13 protein-coding genes are annotated in these 14100 nt (G+C 64.9%); 5 read left to right on the top strand and 8 right to left on the bottom strand.

Annotated features, from left to right (window positions below):
• Nucleotides 1-2: 2 nt before the first annotated feature.
• The 6 genes from HX881_RS20985 to HX881_RS20960 form a co-directional block, all read right to left on the bottom strand.
• On the bottom strand, nucleotides 3-1667 hold the full coding sequence (locus tag HX881_RS20985) for a bifunctional 3-(3-hydroxy-phenyl)propionate/3-hydroxycinnamic acid hydroxylase (RefSeq protein ID WP_017128812.1): 1665 nt from the start codon (nucleotides 1665-1667) through the stop codon (nucleotides 3-5).
• Nucleotides 1668-1685: 18 nt separating this feature from the next.
• The gene (locus HX881_RS20980) at nucleotides 1686-2525 is read right to left on the bottom strand and encodes an IclR family transcriptional regulator (RefSeq protein ID WP_017128813.1); all 840 of its coding nucleotides are present in this window, start codon (nucleotides 2523-2525) and stop codon (nucleotides 1686-1688) included.
• 3 nt (nucleotides 2526-2528) lie between these two features.
• A complete protein-coding gene (locus HX881_RS20975; protein WP_017128814.1) occupies nucleotides 2529-3380 on the bottom strand; it encodes a fumarylacetoacetate hydrolase family protein in 852 nt (283 codons plus the stop codon).
• A 19-nt stretch (nucleotides 3381-3399) separates the two neighbouring features.
• Nucleotides 3400-4755, bottom strand: coding sequence for an MFS transporter (locus HX881_RS20970; protein WP_177086384.1), 1356 nt, complete (start codon nucleotides 4753-4755; stop codon nucleotides 3400-3402).
• Between the two features lie 315 nt (nucleotides 4756-5070).
• The gene (locus HX881_RS20965; protein WP_177086383.1) at nucleotides 5071-6198 is read right to left on the bottom strand and encodes an alkene reductase; all 1128 of its coding nucleotides are present in this window, start codon (nucleotides 6196-6198) and stop codon (nucleotides 5071-5073) included.
• A gap of 31 nt (nucleotides 6199-6229) precedes the next feature.
• Nucleotides 6230-7429, bottom strand: coding sequence for an MFS transporter (locus HX881_RS20960; RefSeq protein ID WP_177086382.1), 1200 nt, complete (start codon nucleotides 7427-7429; stop codon nucleotides 6230-6232).
• 132 nt (nucleotides 7430-7561) lie between these two features.
• On the opposite strand from HX881_RS20960, the gene HX881_RS20955 reads away from it, so the two are divergent.
• A complete protein-coding gene (locus HX881_RS20955; protein WP_177086380.1) occupies nucleotides 7562-8458 on the top strand; it encodes a LysR family transcriptional regulator in 897 nt (298 codons plus the stop codon).
• On the opposite strand, the gene HX881_RS20950 is transcribed toward HX881_RS20955, so the two are convergent.
• On the bottom strand, nucleotides 8424-8945 hold the full coding sequence (locus HX881_RS20950; RefSeq protein ID WP_425503524.1) for an acyl-CoA thioesterase: 522 nt from the start codon (nucleotides 8943-8945) through the stop codon (nucleotides 8424-8426). The two genes, HX881_RS20955 and HX881_RS20950, sit on opposite strands and share 35 nt — an antisense overlap.
• The gene (locus HX881_RS20945; protein ID WP_177086378.1) at nucleotides 8942-10096 is read right to left on the bottom strand and encodes an iron-containing alcohol dehydrogenase; all 1155 of its coding nucleotides are present in this window, start codon (nucleotides 10094-10096) and stop codon (nucleotides 8942-8944) included. The genes HX881_RS20950 and HX881_RS20945 overlap by 4 nt, the downstream gene beginning before the upstream one ends.
• 195 nt (nucleotides 10097-10291) lie before the next feature.
• On the opposite strand from HX881_RS20945, the gene HX881_RS20940 reads away from it, so the two are divergent.
• From HX881_RS20940 to HX881_RS20925, 4 genes are all read left to right on the top strand, one after another.
• Complete coding sequence (locus tag HX881_RS20940) at nucleotides 10292-11092, top strand: IclR family transcriptional regulator (protein ID WP_017128822.1); 801 nt, start codon at nucleotides 10292-10294, stop codon at nucleotides 11090-11092.
• A gap of 181 nt (nucleotides 11093-11273) precedes the next feature.
• Entirely contained in the window at nucleotides 11274-12500 is a 1227-nt protein-coding gene (locus tag HX881_RS20935; RefSeq protein WP_042936689.1) for a CaiB/BaiF CoA transferase family protein, read from the top strand.
• Nucleotides 12490-13314, top strand: a complete 825-nt coding sequence (locus HX881_RS20930) for an enoyl-CoA hydratase-related protein (RefSeq protein ID WP_177086376.1) — start codon at nucleotides 12490-12492, stop codon at nucleotides 13312-13314. The genes HX881_RS20935 and HX881_RS20930 overlap by 11 nt, the downstream gene beginning before the upstream one ends.
• Nucleotides 13307-14095, top strand: a complete 789-nt coding sequence (locus tag HX881_RS20925) for a crotonase/enoyl-CoA hydratase family protein (RefSeq protein WP_177086374.1) — start codon at nucleotides 13307-13309, stop codon at nucleotides 14093-14095. Before HX881_RS20930 ends, HX881_RS20925 begins: the two co-directional genes overlap by 8 nt.
• The last annotated feature ends 5 nt before the right edge of the window (nucleotides 14096-14100 follow it).

Below are 14100 nucleotides of genomic sequence, written 5' to 3'. Positions count from 1 at the left end.
CCTTAGCGTGAATTTCGCAGTAATGATTCGTCGAGAGGCAGCGCATCGACCAGGGCACTGGCCGGGGTCTGCTGGACGCCCAGCAGGGCGGCGAAACCCTCGGCGATGTCCTGTTCTTCGGCGAGCGGGAAAATCGCCGCGACATACCGGTCGGGCCGCAACAGCAGGAGCTGGCCCGAAGGCTCGTCGAGCAGCGCCTGCAGGGCACCGTCGCTGTCGATCCATACCGGACCGGTGTGTGCCGGATCGGGCTTGCCGCCCTTGGGCAGGACCAGGATTCGCCGGGCTTCCAGGCGCTCCCACAGCGGGTGCCGCAACGCGTCCAGACGGCTGTCGACGGAACTGGCGTATTGCAGCAGGGCGAAACCGGTGCCGAGGACTTTGTCCAGCAGTACGCTGTTGCCTGCGGCATCCTCGACCCGGGGTTGCGGGAACATCTGTCCGCAGCTCAACTGCCCGCAACGGCCGTTGCCGATCACCAGGCCTTGGGTGAAGCGCGGCTTGGGCTTGAAACGCATCTGCAGGAAGTAGTCGCGCAGTGGTGGCAGCAGACCGATGACACGGAACGCACCACTGATCAGGTTGGCCCGCCAGACCGTGGACGGCGCCATGACCACGCCCAGGCCCAGGGCCAGCTTGATCAGGGCCCAGGCGTGATCGCGGCGCTCGGTTTCGTAACTGTCCAGCGCGGTGCTGCTGAGCTGGCCCTTGAATACGCCGGCCAGCTTCCAGCCGAGGTTGTGGGCGTCGCGCACACCGCTGTTCATGCCTTGCCCGGCATAGGGCGGGGTCAGGTGCGCGGCGTCGCCGGCGAGGAAGATGCGGCCTTCGCGCCAGCGTTCGGCGACCCGGGCGTGGAAGGTGTACACGGTCTTGCGCACGATGGAGATCGGCTTGTCACCCCGGAAGGGTTTGACCAGTTCCTTGATTCGCGCTTCGTCGAGCATCTCTTCGTCGCTTTCATCGGCCTTGAGCATGAACTCGTAGCGTCGGGTGCGGTGGGGGCCGGGCACGTCCACCGTCGGGCGGCGGGCGTCGCAGTACATCCGGCATTGCCAGAACGGATCGTCATCCTGGTCGGTGTCCACCACCAGCCAGCGCGACTGGAAGCTCGAACCCACCAGGTTGATGCCCAGTTGCTTGCGCACCGGACTGCGGCCGCCGTCACAGGCCACCAGGTAGCGGGCCCTGACGATATGGATGTCGCCGTCGGCGTTGCGCACGCTGGCGGTCACTCCCGTGGCGTCCTGTTCGACATGCAGCAGTTCATGGGCGAAACCGACCCGCAGGTTGTCGAAGCGTTGCATCCCTTCATGCAGGGTCGCCTCGAACAGCGGCTGGCGGAACGCATTGCGCTTGGGAAAACCATACAAGGTCGAGGTCGGTTCGACCTTGCCGAAGCAGCGGCCGCCTGGACGGGTGTAGTAGTGCACGCCATAGCCGGGCACCACGTCCTTGAGCACGGCCTGGTCCATGCCCACGGCCTGCATGGTGCGCAGCGATTCATCGTCGATCGAGACCGCCCGTGGTTCGCCGACCGTGCTCTGCTTGCGATCGACGATAAACGTCTCCACGCCGGCCTGGCCCAGGTAGTTGGCCAGCGTCAGGCCGGTGGGACCGGCGCCGCTGATCAGCACGCCGGTGTTGATGATATTGGAAGTGGTCATGGTCGATACCGATGCTGTTTAGTCCAACGGCCGGGGACGCCCGGAAAAGGCCTGCATGAGCTGCGAAAGCTGCTGGGCCAGTTGCACGATCTGCTGCCCGTACTCGTCATCGCGCGCGGCGTCGCATTCACTGTCCGGACGCACGCAACTGATGCTGCCGATGGCCTTGCCGTCGCTGTCGAAGATCGGTGCCGCGATGCCGCAGATGCCGCTGTCGACTTCGGCCCGCGAGACGACGTAGCCTTTCTTGCGCAGGCGCTGCATCGAGCGGCGAAACTCTTCCCAGTTCTGCCCCAGGTGGCTGAGCCGGACCTCCTCGTGTTTTTCCAGGTACAGGCGGTTGTGCTGGCGCGAGCCCAGGTTGGCGAGAATGGCCTTGGACGTGGCGCCGAGGAACAGTGGGCGTGGCGTGCCGCGGGTATAGCTGACCTCGCTGGCAATGCTGCCGCTCTGGTGCACGCAGACCACCTGGTCCTTGAACAGCCGGCAGGTCAGCCAGACCTGTGACGGGCTCCACTGGGGGAATTGGCTTTCCAGCTGATTGGCGGCGCGCACCAGTGGATCGCTGACCCGCAGTTGCCGGTCCCAGGTGATGATCCGGGCGCCCAGTGCATACCGGCCGGCCTCGACCTGGAACAGCAGGTCCACTTCGGCCAGCTCCCGCACGTAGCGGTAGATCGTCGAACGGGTGAAGCCCATGGCAGTGCCCAGGTCGTCGACGGTCCATACCGGCTGATGCTCGGTGAACAGGTCCAGCACCTTGAGCATGCGCTCCAGGCTGGAGCCCTTGGCCTCGGCGGTGCTTTCCACCGACTCGGTCGACGCGGGGGAAACAGCGGGGTTGTGGGTGTCGGTCATGATTCAGATCTCGTCCGCGATGGTGTTGCGCAGGATGCCCAGGCCGGAAATCTCCACTTCGACCACATCGCCCGGTTTCATCCACACCGGTGGTTCGCGGAAGGCGCCGACGCCGCCGGTGGTGCCGCTGACGATGACATCGCCGGGGGCCAGTTCGGTGAAAGTGCTGCAGTACTCGATGAGTTTGCGCACGTCGAAAATCATGTCGCTGGTGGAGGTGTGCTGCATGACCTGGCCGTTGAGCCGGGTGGTCAGCTCCAGGTCCTGCGGATCGCCGACTTCATCGGCGGTCACCAGCCAGGGGCCGAAACCACCGGTCTGCGGGAAATTCTTGCCGGGCACGAACTGGATCGTGTGCTTCTGCCAGTCGCGTACGCTGCCGTCGTTGTAGCAGGCGTAGCCGGCCACATGATCGAGGGCGTTTTCGGCCTTTACATGGCGCGCCTTCTTGCCGATGACGATCGCCAGTTCACCTTCGAAGTCCAGCTTGTGCGAGATCCGCGGGCGCAGGATGGCTTGCAGGTGGGCGGTCTGACTGTCGGCGAAGCGGGTGAAGATCATCGGGTAGGTCGGCATTTCCCGGCCGGTTTCGCGCACATGGGTGGCGTAGTTGATGCCGATGCACAGTACCTTGCCGGGGTTGGGGATCACCGGCATGAAGGTGACTTCGGCCAGGGCCAGCCGCGGCAGCGCGGCGATGCGCTCCGGCGTCAGGCCGGCGAGCAGGCCGTGGGTGATCGCGGCCTTCAGGTCATAGCCCAGTTCGGCCTTCAACGATTGCAGGTCCACTACCTGGTCGCCGTCGACAAGGCCGTAGCTGGGGATACCCTGGTTGAGGAAGCTGGCAATTTTCATGGTGGGTCTCCTGGAAGGATCAATAAGTCGGGGTAGGGTGGGAAGCGTTGGCGCGGCGCTGGCCGAGGTGAATCGCCAGCAGCGCGCACAGGGCGATCAGGCTGGGAATCAGCGCCGCCATGAAGACTTGCTGGACGTGCCAGCCGAGGCCGACCATCAGGCCGCCGAGCAAGGGGCCGAGGATCGAGCCGATGCGGCCGATGCCCAGCGCCCAGCCGATACCGGTGGAGCGGATTTCCTGGGGATAGAGTTCGGCGGCCAGGGCGTTGAGCCCGGCCTGCGCACCCTGGATCAGCACGCCCATCAGCAGCAGGAGGGTGAGGAAACTCGCCGCCTGGAGCGGCAGCATCACCAGCAGCAGGACCAGCACCTGATAGACCAGGAACTCGGCGATCAGCACCCGATGGGCGCCCAGCGCATCCATCAGGCGGCCCTGTGCCAGCGAGCCGAGCACGCCTCCGAGGCTGAACAGCACGATCGCCTGGATACCGGTGTGGGCGGGCAGCCGGGCGCTGCTCAACACGGTGGGCACCCAGCTCATGATCGAGTAGAGGATCAGCAGGTTCATCGCATAGGGCAGCCACAGCAGCAATGTCCGGCGCCACATGCCGTCTTCGAACAGCCGGCGTGGGGAAATGCGCGGGGCCTTGGTCCGAGGGCGGTCGAACAGCGTGTCCGGCAGCGTTTCCAGGCCCGGCACCAGCCGTGACACGATCCTTGCCACCTGTTCGCGGTTGGCCGCCGTGCGCGAGAGGAATTCCACCGACTCCGGCAGGCTGCGCCACAACAGGTCGGCGAAGACCAGCGGCAGCAGCGCCCCGCAAATAAACACCGCGCGCCAACCCAGGGCCGGCAGCACGTGTTCGGCAATCAGGCCAGCCGCCATGGCGCCCAGCGGCATGCCGCAGAACACCAGCGTGACCGCGCTGCGGGCATGGCGCCGGGGGGTGTATTCGCAGACCAGGGCAATCAGGTTGGGGATGGCGCCGCCCAGGCCGAGGCCGGTCAGAAAACGCACCAGCAACAGTTGTTCGTAACTCTGGGTCAGGGCGGTCAGGAGTGAAAACACGCTGAAGGTGGCGACGCAACCCAGCAGGACTTTCTTGCGTCCGATGCGATCGGCCAGGGGCGCCAGGCTCAAGGCGCCGATCATCAGGCCGAGCAGGGTGCTGGCGAACACCGGGCCGAAACTGGCCGCCGGCAAACCGAGGGATTCGGCCATCGGTCCGACGAGAAAGCCCATGACCTGGGTATCGAAACCGTCGATGGCGGCCAGGATCACGCACAGACCGATCAACTCCAGTTGCAGGCGGCCCATGGGGCGTTGATCGATCACGTCGCTCAGGACGTTTGCTGTTTCAGGCACGGTTGGCATGGCATGGACTCTTCTTGTTGTTTTTTGCGGCCCGTTTTTTCGGCAGGTGGGCCATGGAGTCAATCTATTCCCAATCAAAAATTCTGTAAATAGGGATTTATCAAATATTTCACATTGTGAGATTTAAGTTATTTTTGCGAAAAACTGCCAAGGCGGGTCAAGGCGATCAGGTCGCGGGCGGGGCAGCAGGAAAGAAGGGCAGAAAGCAGGAGGGCGGGAAACGGGCGGGGACGGGGGGCATTCACCGTTACGGCTGGGGAGAGTCCGCACAGGTGAATGCCCCGGATCACTCAGGGAAAGGGCGGATGCCCCGGGTCAGGCCGGCGATACCGCCTGCGGCGCGGCGCTCCAGGCCGGGTAATCGGTGTAGCCACGCTCGGTGCCGCCGAACAGCGAGCCGCCATCGAAGTCCGCCAGCGGCAGGTCTTCGGCGAGGCGGTGCGGCAGGTCGGGGTTGGCGACGAAGGGGCGACCGAAGGCAACCAGGTCGGCATAACCCTTGGCGAGCACCCACTCGGCGCGGGTCTTGTCGTACTTGCCGGCAACGATGATCGTATTGTGGAAATGCCGGCGGATATCCTGGCGGAACTGTTCGGTGAATTGCGGGGCGTCGTCCCAGTCCGCTTCCACCAGGTGCAGGTAGGCGATGTTCCTGGCCTGGAGGTACTCGGTGGCCTCGAGGATGGTCGGCAGGATATCCGGGCAGTCCATGCCGCGTGCGGTCAGGAACGGGGCCAGGCGGATCGCGGTACGCTCGGCACCGACCTCGTCGGCGATCGCATCGATCACTTCCTTGAGGAAGCGCAGGCGGTTTTCCCGGGAGCCGCCGTATTCGTCGGTGCGCACATTGGAGGTGGTGCGCAGGAACTGGTCGATCAGATAGCCGTTGGCACCGTGCACTTCCACGCCATCGAAGCCGGCGTCGATGGCATTGCGCGCGGCCTGGCGGAAGTCGTTGACGATGGCCTTGATCTCGTCATGGGCCAGCGCCCGGGGTGTCGGGCTCGGCACCATGGCGCCGATACCGGTGGCCGGGTCGACCTTCCAGATCGAGCCGTCGAACGGCACTGCGGAGGGCGCGACTGGCAACTCGCCGTTATGGAAGTCCGGGTGGGACATCCGGCCGACGTGCCAGAGCTGCAGGAAGATCCGCCCATGGGCGTCGTGCACGGCCTTGGTCACCAGCTTCCAGCCGGCGATCTGCTCCGTGCTGTAGATTCCCGGCGTGAACGAATAGCCCTTGCCCTGCGGGGTGATCTGCGTGGCTTCGCTGACGATCAGCGCGGCCGAGGCGCGTTGGGCGTAGTAGCGGGCATTGAGGGCGTTGGGGATATCGCCGGGCTGGGTGCTGCGTGCGCGGGTCATCGGTGCCATGACGATGCGATGGGTTACTTCGTGACGGCCGAATCGGGTAGGGCTGAACAGCTTTGATGTCGTCGACATTTTCGTCTCCAGGGTCAGGTGGGATAAGGGATCAGTTTCCGAGCGATACACAAGGTGCGGCGGCCTTCGGTTGCGCCGCCAACCGCGCTTCTTGCGACCAGATGAAGAGCAGGCCCAGCACCGGGATGATGGCCGCGGCAAATGGGATCGCGGCGGCACCGAGGTGGCTGTCGATCACCGCGCCGCCGATGAAGCCGCCCAGGGCGTTGGCGATGTTGAAGGCCGAGATATTCGCGGTGGCCGCCAGTTCGGGCGCTTTCGAGCCGTATTTCATGACCCGCATCTGCATGGGCGGCAGGTTGGCGAAGGTGGTCACGCCGTAGATGAACGCCGCGACCAGGAACAGCCATTTGTAGTGGGCGAGGAAACCCACCAGGATCAGCGCGGCGATCATCGCCAGTGGCCAGAGGCTCAGCGAGCGGCGCAGGTTGGCATCCGCGGTCCGGCCACCGATGCTGTTGCCGACCACCAGGCCGGCGCCCACCACGACCAGGACCCAGGTGATCGCACTGCGGTCGAAGCCGGCGATCTGCTCGGCCACCGGCGCGATGTAGCCGTACAGCGTCATGAAACCGACCCAGCCGAGCACGGTGAAGGTCAGGCTGGCCAGAAGATTGCGATCACGGAACACCGAGAGCTGGGTCAGCATCGAGGCCGGTTTGTTTTCCGGGCTGCGGGCAATGGTGACGGCAATCATCAGCATGGCGACGACACCCATGACCGCCACGACGAGAAAGGCGGTGTGCCAGTCGAAGGCATTGCCGATCCAGGCGCCGGCCGGCACGCCCAGGACGTTGGCCAGTGTCAGGCCACCAAACATCTGGCCCACCGCGCGCCCGGCCATGTTATCGGCGACCATGCGCGTCGCCACGACCGCCCCGATACCGTAGAACGGGCCCTGGGTAAGGCCGGCCACCACCCGGCTGACCAGGAGCATGGTGTAGTCGGTGCTGAAGGCTGCAATCAGGTTGCCGGCGACAAACAGGCTCAGGAGCACGATCAGCACGTTGCGTTTTTCGAAGCGCGCCAGCCACAACGTCAGCAGGGGACCGCCGATCACGATGGCCAGGGCATAGGCGGTGATCAGGTTGCCCGCTTGCCCGGTGCTGATCTTCAGGCTGTCGGCGACCTGGGGCAGGATGCCGGCGATGAGGAATTCGGCGGTGCCGATGGCAAAGGCGGAAAGGGTCAGGATCCAGATCTGGATCGGCATTCTCGAGGTCAGTGACATGAAGGGGTCTTCCTGCGCACAAATCAGTGGGTTGTCGGCGTAGTCCCGCCGGTTGATGTGGCGAAGATAGACATTGCGGACCCGGTTGATAATTGCTTAGGATTCGAAATTATATTTCGGAGTTTCCGAAGAATGACCCTGGATAACCTGGCGCTGTTCCTGATGATCGTCGAGAAGGGCGGCCTGTCTGCCGCGGGGCGGGAGCTGGGGTTGTCGCCTGCCTCGGTGTCCGAACGGCTGGCGGTACTGGAAAGCTATTACGGCGCGAGCCTGCTCACCCGCACGACCCGCTCCATCAGCCTGACCGACGAGGGCCGTTTGCTGGCCGATGGCGCCCGACGCCTGCTGGCCGAGGCCGAGGAACTGGAAAGCAGCATCCGCCTGGGGGCACAGAAAATTTCCGGGTTGATTCGCCTCACGGCCCCGGTCGATCTGGGGCAGGCGCAGATCGTGCCGATCCTCGACCGTTTCCTGGCCGAACATCCGTCCGTGACGATCGACCTCAACCTCACCGATGGTTTTGTCGACCTGGTCGGCCAGGGGATCGATTTCGCCGTTCGTTACGGCACCCTGGCCGACAGCACGTTACGCTCCAAGCCGATCGGCGAGAACCGTCGCGTGGTCTGCGCGGCGCCCCGTTATCTTGAACTCAATGGCACGCCGCAACATCCGGACGATCTGGTGCGGCATGACTGCCTCGTCATGCGCTTTGGCGGCAATATCGATCGGATCTGGACCTTCCGGGTGGGCGACGAAAGTTATCGCGTGGCGGTGAAGGGGAGGCGGGTGGCCAATAACGGTGGCCTGGTCAGGCAGTGGTGCCTGGACGGTCACGGCATCTGCAACAAATCGGTCTGGGACGTCCAGGCCGACATCGCTGCCGGACGGCTGGTGGAAGTGCTCCCGGGCTATTCGCCCGGCCAGACGGCGCTGCAGATTGTCTATCCACCGGTGCGTGTCCTGCCGCGCCGCGTCCGTGCCCTGATTGACACCATCAGTGCGCAGCTGGCGCTGGAGGCGGGGGGCTGAGTGGCTCGAGGCAACGGTCGGCCAGCAAGGCCACCGTTGGTGTCGATTCGAGCATCGTCAGTGCCGCCCGCAGTGTCGCTGGCAATGCCTTCACCGGCCGGCGGGTCGTGCTGTCCACATACACATGCACGAAATGCCCTTGCGCCACGGCAACGTCATGGTCGTCGCGAAAGACCGCCAGCTCGTAGCGCACGCTGCTGGTGCCGACATGGCCGACCCGCAAGCCGATCTCCAGCACCTGGGGAAACCGTGCCGAGGCGAAGTAGCGGCACTGGCTTTCCACCACCAGGCCAATGGTAGCAGCGCCGGCTTGCAGGGGCTGCAATGCGCCATGCTCCATCAGCCAGGTGTTCACTACGGTATCGAAACAGGCGTAATACACCACGTTGTTGATATGCCCGTAGCTGTCGTTGTCCGCCCAACGTGTCGGCATCGTGCGCAGCACGGGAAACCGGTCACGGGGTTGCGCTGCCTGCCGCTGGGTCACAGGGCCTCCTGGTAGATCGCCAGGGCCGCGTCGTAGGTCATCTCGCGCGGGTTGTTGACCAGCAGGCGGGTCTGTTTCATGGCGTCCCCGGCCAGTTTCGGCAGGTCGTCGGCCCCAATGCCCACATCGGCCAGACGGGTTGGCAGGCCCAGTTGCAAGGGCAGGCGGGTCATGGTCCGCAGCAAGGCATCGGCCAGTTCGTCAATGTCGCCATGGGCGTCCGGTACCACCGCCCTGGCCAGTTGCGCATACAGCGGCCGGGCTTCGGTCAGGTTGAAGGCCATCACGCCGGGCAGCAGCAGGGAATTCGACAGGCCATGGGGTACATGGAACAACGCCCCGACGGGATAGGCGAGGGCATGGACGGCTGCTACCGGGGCATTGGCGAACGCCATGCCGGCCAGGCAGGCGCCCAGCAGCATGGCTTCGCGAGCGGCAACATCCTGTCCCTGTTCGCAGGCCCGGACAATGTTGGCGCTCAGGAGCCGCAGGGCATCCAGGGCCAGGCAATCGGAAATCGGGTTCTTCAGCCGTCGGCTGGTATAGGCCTCGATGGCGTGGACCATCGCGTCAATCCCGGTCGCCGCCGTGACCGGCTGGGGCAGGCCCAGGGTCAGCAGGGCGTCGAGCAGGGCGCAGTCCGGCAGCAGCAGGGGCGACACCACGCCTTTCTTTTCACCGCTGGCGGTGGTGACGATGGCCACGGGAGTGACTTCGGAACCGGTGCCGGCGGTGGTCGGAATCAGGATCAAGGGCAGGCGCTGGCCGCTTGCCAGGCCGACGCCATAGAGGGTGTCCAGTGGCTGCCCGTCCCGGGCCAGCAGGGCGGCGAGCTTGGCGACGTCCATGGGGCTGCCGCCGCCGATGCCGATCACGCCATCGGCACCTGCTGCTCGTGCTGCCGCGGCGGCGGCTTCGACCATGGCCGCCGTCGGGTCGGCCGTGACTTCGGTGAACAGGGTCACGGCGATATCACTGGCCTGCAGGCTGGCCAGTGCGGCGTCCAGCAGGCCCAGGCGCTTGACCCCGGCGTCGGACACCAGCAGCACCGAGTGCATGGCGTGCTGGCGGGCGATTTCGCCGAGGCGCTGGGCCGCGCCGGCTTCGACCAGCAGGGACTTGACGGTCTGGAAACTGAAACTGTTGAACATGGGCAGGTTCTCGCATGTCGTGGGGAATGCCCGGCCGCGAAGACAGGCGGTAGCCAGGGCTGTCCGGCGATTATCGACGTCGGTTACCGTAGGCAGTAGCCGGCAATTCCACTGAGTGGGATTGGTTGGGGCGCGTTGCGTCTGCTATCTGTAACCGTTGTGTGTTTGCCATTATTTCTACCCAGGAGTCTCCCGATGCCGAGAAAACCCACCGAGTCGCGCAGTTCGCCCTCCAACCGCTCGGTCGAACGCGCGCTGCTGATCCTGCGGGCCTTCCGGCCCGGCGTGGCGGCGCTGGGCAATGCCGAACTGGTTGAGTTGACCGGCCTGCCGCGCTCGACCATCAGTCGCCTGACCCAGACGCTGGTGGAAAACGGCTTCCTGCAATACGAACTGCAGCGTGGCACCTATCGCCTCGGTCCGCCGTTGTTGAGCCTGGCCCATGCCCTGCGCCTGGAATCGGAGATCCTCAAGCTGGCGCAGCCGCTGATGCGCGAGATTGCCGAGGGCCACAAGATCAATGTCGGCCTGGCCGTCGCTGACCAGACGGATATGGTCTATCTGGAGTCCGTGCGCAAGAACCGCAGCGGCTTGTTCCGCCACGTCACCAGCGGCTCGCGGGTGCCCATCGAAATCACGTCGTTGGGGCAGGCCTATCTGTCGACATTGTCCGGGCCGGCGCTGGAAGCGCTCCTGGATCGACTCAAGCCCCGGCATCCGAAGAACTGGAAGCAGGTGCGTGCCGCGATAGCCAACGCGCGCAAGGCCGTGCACAACCGGGGTGTCTGCCAGGCATCATGGCAGGCCGGCATCACCTCCATCGCCTTGCCCCTGGATCTTGAGGACCAACCCCCCTATGTCTTCAACATCAGCTTCGCTAGCCAGGACTTCACCGCCGGGCAAATCGAAAGTGAACTGACCCCGTTGCTTGAAGGCCTGTTGCAAAAAATCCGTGAGCAACTGGCGCAGGTGCGCTCGCTGGAGGACCTGTCGTAGAGGGTTGGCGCCCCAGGGTGACGGGGCGTGACGCTGACGTTTCGCCGCGGCTGGATCCGGCCAATTCCACTGTGTGGGATTGGGCCGTCGCTGCCCGGCGAGTGCTTGCACATAATCGGTTGACATGACCCGCGGCCCTTGTGGCGCGGTGAAAACAAGAAACCGTTATGGAGATCGTTTTATGGGCACCTCATCCCGACCGTCAGTGTCGACCTCCGGTGCGCTCAAGGGCGTACGTGTGATCGATTTGTCCAGGGTGCTGGGAGGACCGCTGGCGGCGCAGATTCTCGCTGACCATGGCGCCGATGTGATCAAGGTCGAACCGCCGCAGGGTGACGAGACCCGTGAGTGGGGGCCTCCCTTCCGGGGCGATGCCTCGGCCTACTTCCTAAACGTCAATCGCAACAAGCGCACCCTGGCCCTGGACCTGTCCCTGGAAGAGGGGCGCGAGGTGCTGATGCGCCTGCTGGAAGGCGCGGATATCCTGATCGAGAACTTCAAGCCCGGGACGCTGGAGAAGTGGGGCATTGGCCATGACGTGCTGTCCCGGCGCTTCGAGCGACTGATTCACGCCAGCGTCACCGGTTTCGGCAAGGACGGACCGTTCGGCGGCCAGCCGGGGTATGACCTGATGGCGCAGGCATGGTCGGGACTGGTATCGACCAACGGCACGCCGCAGAGCGGTCCGCTGCGCCTGGGCATCCCCGTGATCGACATGTCCACCGCCAGCAACGCGGTCATCGGCATCCTGCTGGCGCTGTACGAGCGTGATCGCTCCGGACGTGGCCAGCATGTCGACCTGACACTCTATGACACGGCCATCAGCCTGCTGCATCCCCACGCTCCCAACTGGTTCATGTCCGGCAAGGTGCCTGGGCTCACCGGTAACGAGCATCCGAGCATTTCCCCCTACAGCCTGTTCAACACCAAGACCCAGCCGGTGCTGATCACGGTGGGTAACGACAACCAGTTCAAGCGCATGTGCGCGGTGCTGGAACTGCCGGAACTGGCCGAGGACGAGCGGTTCTCCAGCAATGCCAGGCGCATCGTCAACCGTCGGGTGCTGACCGATGCCATGGAGGCGCAGCTGGCGAATTTCGAAGGCGTGGACATCTGCCAGAAGCTGATGGCCGTGGGTGTGGGCGCTGGCGCCGTGCAATCGGTGGATCAGGCCCTGACCCATCCTCACACCCTGCATCGTCAGATGGTGGTGCAGTTGGGTGAGTACCAGAGCACCGGTATTCCGATCAAGCTGTCTCGCACTCCGGGCCAGGTGCATAGCGCGCCGCCGCAATACAACCAGCATGCCCGGGAGATTCTCGGCGAGGCAGCCTATTCGGATACGCAGATCGATCAGATGCTCGATCGTGGCGTGCTCCTAGCCGAGAGGAAGCGCCATGGCCAATGACGCCGCATTTGCCCCGGACAGCAGCCCCGCGGTCCTGTATCTGCTGGACCGCCACGTGGCCTGGATCACTCTCAACCGTCCGGCCCGGCGCAATGCGCTGAGCGCGGACATGGACGCCGAACTGCGTGCCTGCGTGAGCCGTGCCGAGCACGATCCGGAGTGTCGCGTGATCTGCATCAGCGGCATGGGCGAAGGCTTCTGTTCCGGAGCTGACCTGAGCGTGGCGCCGGGGCTGTCGACGGCACTGCCTTACACCCCGCAGCCGCATAGCCTGGAGGCCTTTCGCTTCGGCTACCTGATCCAGGCCCGCAAGCCGATCATCGCGGCGATCAACGGCGCGGCCGTGGGCGTCGGGCTGGTCCTGGCGGCGTTCTGCGACATCCGCATCGCCTCGGCGGGCGCGCGATTGGGCTTTACCTACAGCCGGGTCGGCCTGGTCGCCGAGTACGGCATTGCCTGGTGGTTGCCCCGTCTGGTCGGGCCGGGGGCGAGCAACGATCTGTTGTTGTCCGGTCGCCTGGTCGAGGCAGCCGAAGCCCAGCAGATGGGGTTGGTCAATCACGTGGTCGATGGCGAGGGTTTCAACGCCCATGTCGAAGACTATCTGCAGGCACTGGTGGAGCGTTGCTCGCCACGTTCCCTGGCGGTGATCAAGCGCCAGGCCTGGGCCGCCCATGAACAGACATTGCTCGAGTCGGTCCGCAGCAGCCAGCAGGATCTCGACGTGGCACGGCGCAGTGCCGATCATCAAGAAGGATTGCAGGCATTTCGCGAGAAACGCTTGCCCCGGTTTTCTGGAGACACCCATGACTGACGTTCCCTTTGTCACTGCCGTCGAGCGCGACGGCATTGTCCTGCTGACCCTGAACTCACCGGATACCCGCAATGCCCTGAGCACCGCCAGGGAGTTCGACGCCATCGAGCAGGCCTGCGCGCGGATCCAGAGGGATCGGGGAATTCGTGTCGCGATACTGACCGGTGCCGGCAAGGCGTTCTGCGCCGGCGGCGATGTGAAACTGATGCACCGGCGTGCCCTCGACCGCAGCGCCGAGCCCATTGAAGAGCGCTACCGCTACCAGGAAGGCATCCATCGGGTGACCATGGCCCTGCATCGCCTGGAGGTGCCGGTCATTGCCGCGATCAACGGTCCGGCCATTGGCGCCGGACTGGACCTGGCGTGCATGTGCGACCTGCGTATCGCCAGTGAAAAGGCGACCTTCGCCGAGAGTTTCGTCAAGGTCGGGATCATTCCCGGTGACGGCGGGGCCTGGTTGCTGCAGAGGGTGATCGGCGTCGCCCGGGCCGCGGAAATGACCTTCACCGGCGACACGATCGATGCCCCCACGGCCCTGGGCTTCGGCCTGGTCTCCCGGGTGGTCGGGCACGAGACGCTGCTGGATGAAGCCTGGGCGTTGGCTGCGCGCATCGCCGTCAATCCCGGTCACGCGTTGCGCATGGCCAAGCGGCTGATGCGCGAGTCGGCCCACGCGCGGCTGGAAACCATTCTGGAAATGTCGGCAGCGTTCCAGGCGCTGGCCCATGCCACCGACGACCACCGCGAACGGGTCGAGGCGATTGTTCGCCGTATCGGCTGACCTTG

Origin of the sequence: Pseudomonas gingeri, assembly GCF_013386115.1 — a bacterium.
Lineage (GTDB): Bacteria > Pseudomonadota > Gammaproteobacteria > Pseudomonadales > Pseudomonadaceae > Aquipseudomonas > Aquipseudomonas gingeri.
This window is presented reverse-complemented; position numbering and strand designations above follow the sequence as displayed.

Bases quoted from the DNA above. Each gene is read 5' to 3' on its own strand.
- HX881_RS20985 (WP_017128812.1), bottom strand. From the start codon at position 1,667: ATGACCACTTCCAATATCATCAACACCGGCGTGCTGATCAGCGGCGCC.
- HX881_RS20980 (WP_017128813.1), bottom strand. From the start codon at position 2,525: ATGACCGACACCCACAACCCCGCTGTTTCCCCCGCGTCGACCGAGTCG.
- HX881_RS20975 (WP_017128814.1), bottom strand. From the start codon at position 3,380: ATGAAAATTGCCAGCTTCCTCAACCAGGGTATCCCCAGCTACGGCCTT.
- HX881_RS20970 (WP_177086384.1), bottom strand. From the start codon at position 4,755: ATGCCAACCGTGCCTGAAACAGCAAACGTCCTGAGCGACGTGATCGAT.
- HX881_RS20965 (WP_177086383.1), bottom strand. From the start codon at position 6,198: ATGTCGACGACATCAAAGCTGTTCAGCCCTACCCGATTCGGCCGTCAC.
- HX881_RS20960 (WP_177086382.1), bottom strand. From the start codon at position 7,429: ATGTCACTGACCTCGAGAATGCCGATCCAGATCTGGATCCTGACCCTT.
- HX881_RS20955 (WP_177086380.1), top strand. From the start codon at position 7,562: ATGACCCTGGATAACCTGGCGCTGTTCCTGATGATCGTCGAGAAGGGC.
- HX881_RS20945 (WP_177086378.1), bottom strand. From the start codon at position 10,096: ATGTTCAACAGTTTCAGTTTCCAGACCGTCAAGTCCCTGCTGGTCGAA.
- HX881_RS20940 (WP_017128822.1), top strand. From the start codon at position 10,292: ATGCCGAGAAAACCCACCGAGTCGCGCAGTTCGCCCTCCAACCGCTCG.
- HX881_RS20935 (WP_042936689.1), top strand. From the start codon at position 11,274: ATGGGCACCTCATCCCGACCGTCAGTGTCGACCTCCGGTGCGCTCAAG.
- HX881_RS20930 (WP_177086376.1), top strand. From the start codon at position 12,490: ATGGCCAATGACGCCGCATTTGCCCCGGACAGCAGCCCCGCGGTCCTG.
- HX881_RS20925 (WP_177086374.1), top strand. From the start codon at position 13,307: ATGACTGACGTTCCCTTTGTCACTGCCGTCGAGCGCGACGGCATTGTC.